The organism is Bradyrhizobium valentinum, from assembly GCF_001440405.1.
GTDB classification, from domain to species: Bacteria; Pseudomonadota; Alphaproteobacteria; order Rhizobiales; family Xanthobacteraceae; genus Bradyrhizobium; species Bradyrhizobium valentinum.
In genome coordinates, this window is sequence record NZ_LLXX01000183.1 from 1 (window position 1) to 3,396 (window position 3,396).

4 protein-coding genes are annotated in these 3,396 nt (G+C 64.9%); 2 read left to right on the top strand and 2 right to left on the bottom strand.

Annotation, left to right across the window (positions count from 1 at the left end; genetic code table 11):
• Positions 1-20: 20 nt before the first annotated feature.
• Together CP49_RS33545 and CP49_RS33550 are read left to right on the top strand one after the other, a co-directional pair.
• On the top strand, positions 21-1,253 hold the full coding sequence (locus tag CP49_RS33545; protein ID WP_245310993.1) for a lytic murein transglycosylase: 1,233 nt from the start codon (positions 21-23) through the stop codon (positions 1,251-1,253).
• 271 nt (positions 1,254-1,524) lie between these two features.
• Positions 1,525-2,028 (top strand): DUF1993 domain-containing protein, encoded by a 504-nt coding sequence (locus CP49_RS33550; protein WP_057854413.1) that lies wholly within the window; start codon positions 1,525-1,527, stop codon positions 2,026-2,028.
• 12 nt (positions 2,029-2,040) lie between these two features.
• On the opposite strand, the gene CP49_RS33555 is transcribed toward CP49_RS33550, so the two are convergent.
• Positions 2,041-2,586: an HD domain-containing protein gene (locus CP49_RS33555; RefSeq protein WP_057854414.1), complete on the bottom strand. Its 546-nt coding sequence runs from the start codon at positions 2,584-2,586 to the stop codon at positions 2,041-2,043.
• 298 nt (positions 2,587-2,884) lie between these two features.
• Positions 2,885-3,325, bottom strand: coding sequence for a hypothetical protein (locus tag CP49_RS33560; protein ID WP_057854415.1), 441 nt, complete (start codon positions 3,323-3,325; stop codon positions 2,885-2,887).
• Positions 3,326-3,396: the final 71 nt, after the last annotated feature.

Below are 3,396 nucleotides of genomic sequence, written 5' to 3' on the forward strand. Positions count from 1 at the left end.
CGAGACCGGCGGTCGCACCGGTGCCGGGTCAGCAGCCACCGGCCGCCGCTCCGCGCGCGCCGCGTGGGGCGGCCTGTCACAACGGCATGTCGTTCGACCGCTTCCTCGCCGACCTCAAGCAGCAAGCGCTGGCGGAAGGCGTCTCGCAGCGCGCGCTTGCCGAAGCCGCCCCCTACCTCGTCTACGACCAAAGCATCGTCAACCGCGACCGCGGCCAGCGCGTGTTCGGCCAGGTGTTCACCGAATTTTCGCGAAACCGGGCGTCCGATGGCGCGGCAAAAAATGCGCAGGCGAGAATCCGCAATCATGCGGCGGCGTTCGCGCGCGCGGAAAAGGAATATGGCGTGCCGCCCCCGGTGATCGCGGCGTTCTGGGGCCTGGAGAGCAGTTTCGGCGCCGAGCTAGGCAAGCTGCATACGCTGCCGTCGCTGGTGTCGCTGGCCTATGACTGCCGCCGCTCGGAGATGTTCCAGAAAGAGACCATCGCGGCGCTGAAGATCGTCGACCGCGGCGATCTCAAGCCAAGCGAGATGATCGGCTCATGGGCCGGCGAGCTCGGCCAGGCGCAATTTTTGCCGACGCATTATTTCAACTATGCGGTGGACTATGACGGCGACGGCCACCGCGACATGCTGCGCAGCGCACCCGACGTGATCGGCTCGACTGCCAACTACATCGCCAACGGATTGAAATGGCGGCGCGGCGAGCCGTGGCTGCAGGAAGTGCGTGCGCCGCAGAATTTTCCGTGGGATCAGGCGGACCTGACCATCAAACTGTCGCGCGCGAAATTTGCGCAGCTCGGCGTTACCTATCCCGACGGCAGGCCGCTGCCGAACGACGACATGCCGGCCTCGCTACTGCTGCCGATGGGCCGCGCCGGGCCTGCGTTCCTGGCCTATGCGAATTTCGCCGCCTACACCGAGTGGAACAACTCGCTGATCTATTCGACCACCGCGGCCTATCTCGCCAGCCGCATCGCCGGCGCCCCGCCGATGCGACCGCCGTCCGCGCCGGTGGCGCAACTGCCGCTCAATGAGCTCAAGGAGCTGCAACAGCTTCTGGTGCGCGTGGGCTTCAATGTCGGCAAGGTCGACGGCGTGATGGGTCAGTTGAGCCGCACGGCGGTGAAGGCGATGCAGGTGAAGTATGGCTTGCCGGCGGATTCCTGGCCGACGGCCGAGCTGCTGGCGCGGATGCGCGGACCCGGCGTGCAGGCGCAGCCCGCCGGCCTGGTGATGCCGGCGGCGCGGTAGGGTCTCCCTCTCCCCGTTCTTGCGGGGAGAGGGTTGGGGTGAGGGGCTGCCTCCGCGAGCGCAACTCGTGGAGGGACCTGTACCCCCTCACCCGGATTGCTTCGCAATCCGACCTCTCCCCGCAAGCGGGGCGAGGTTGAGGAGCGTCACGCTGCTTGGAATTTCGTTGGCGTCGCCACCCCGCAAGCGTTGTATTTCTCGTCCGCCTCCCCATCTCGCAAAGCACCTCATCATTCCGAGGCACCATTCCACATCACGAAAAGAGCATCACATGTCTTTCCACGACGCAACCGTGCCCGCCTTCCTGCAGATTCTCGGCAGCCTTTCCGGCCTGCTCGCGAAAGCGGAAGCGCATTGCAAGGCGAAGAACATCCAGCCCGACGTGCTGCTCAATGCGCGGCTTTACCCCGACATGTATCCGCTGACGCGGCAGGTGCAGACCGTCTGCGACTTCGCGGGCAAAACCTGCGCGCGGCTCACCGGCAGCGAGGTGCCGTCCACGCCCGACACGGAAAAGAGCTTTGAGGAATTGCAGCAGCGGATCGCGAAGACGATCGACTATGTAAAATCGTTCAAGCCGGCGCAGTTCGAGGGCGGCGACACGCGCGAAGTGACCTTCCCCATCGGCCCGAGCAACACCATGACGATGAAGGGCCAGCAATATCTCGTCAATTTTGCGTTTCCGAATTTCTATTTTCATGCCGCCACCACCCACGGCATTTTGCGGCACAACGGCGTGGAGATCGGCAAGCGGGATTTTCTCGGGGTGAGGTAGCCGGCGGCGCCATCAGCGCAAGGAAGCCAGTTCACGCGCGAGGTTTTCGCGGGCCGGCCGGTCATATCTGGCGGCAAAGTCAGCATCAGGAAAGATGACCGGCCGCGCGGCGAACCGGCCGAGCACATGAGCGCGGCCGGCGCGATAGTCGCGATCCGGAACATGGACGAACTCCTGCCGGATCGCGGCGGCGTAAGCGTCGTATCGCGCGGGCTCCGCGCCGAGGATGCTGAGGTCGATCGAAATCAGGATAGCGCCCAGGCGATCATCGCCCTGGACGTCATGTGTCTTGGTCAGACGGATCAGGCGGCCGACTTCCTGACGAATGTCCTCGCGGACGTGCTGTTCGGCCAACTGCGCGCTGAGCTCTTCATTGTCCGACCGCGTCGCATCGTAGACGGCATCATGCCACCAGATGGCCTCGGACAGGATTTCGCGCTCGACCGCCGAAAGATTGTCCACGCGCGCGAGCGCGGCGAGGCAGTCTTCGATGTGCGTCAGATTATGATAGTGACGGCCGGGGGCGGCATAAGCGGCAATCAACTCTTCACGGTTCATCGTGAAGGTATATGGTGGAAACGGCGGAAATGGTAGCTGCGGAGACGAGCGTCGGCGCTTCCACTATTGAACCCTCATGGTGAGGAGGCGCCAACGGATCCGCGCGCAGCGCGGCCCGATGACAGGCTCCGCGCTGTCTCCGGACGATGCTTCGCATCGCCGGGAGAACCACGAGGCCCTGCTGGTGCCATTCATCCTTCGAGACGCGCGCGATGCGCGCTCCTCAGGATGAGGTCTGGCAGCGTGGGCGTGCCGGATGGTGGGCACGGCGCTTGCGCGCCTTTGCCCACCCTAAACGCTACCGCATCGTAATCGCCAAGCCGCTCAGATCCGCGTTCGCCATCAATCCGACCTGGTGTCCGGTCAACTCCAGCACCGCGCCCTTCTGGTTGGTCAACACGATCGCGCGCGCGCCGCGGCCCACCGCGAGGCCCGCGCCGGCCGCGCCGTAGACGCCGGCGACGTCGGAGGGGCGATAGATGTTGCTGACGCGGCCGCGCAGCACCGTCTTCGAGCCGCCGAACACGAAGCCGTAGTCGAGCCCACCGGTCGAAAGTGGGTAGCGCCGTCCGTGGAAATTCAGCACGCCACTGCCGCCGGAGCCGCCGATCACCCAGCCCGCCTTGTAGATCGTAAGCTGCACGAAACCTTCGTCGGCACGAGCGGCGGAGGACAGCGTAACGCCCGCAACGGCCGCAAGCGCGAGCACGGCGGCACGAAGGGCGGATGGCATCTTCATGGATATTTTCTCCAAGGGAAATTGAGGGAAATTGGGGGAAATCGGCAAGCCAGCGCGCGGCGCCGATTGAG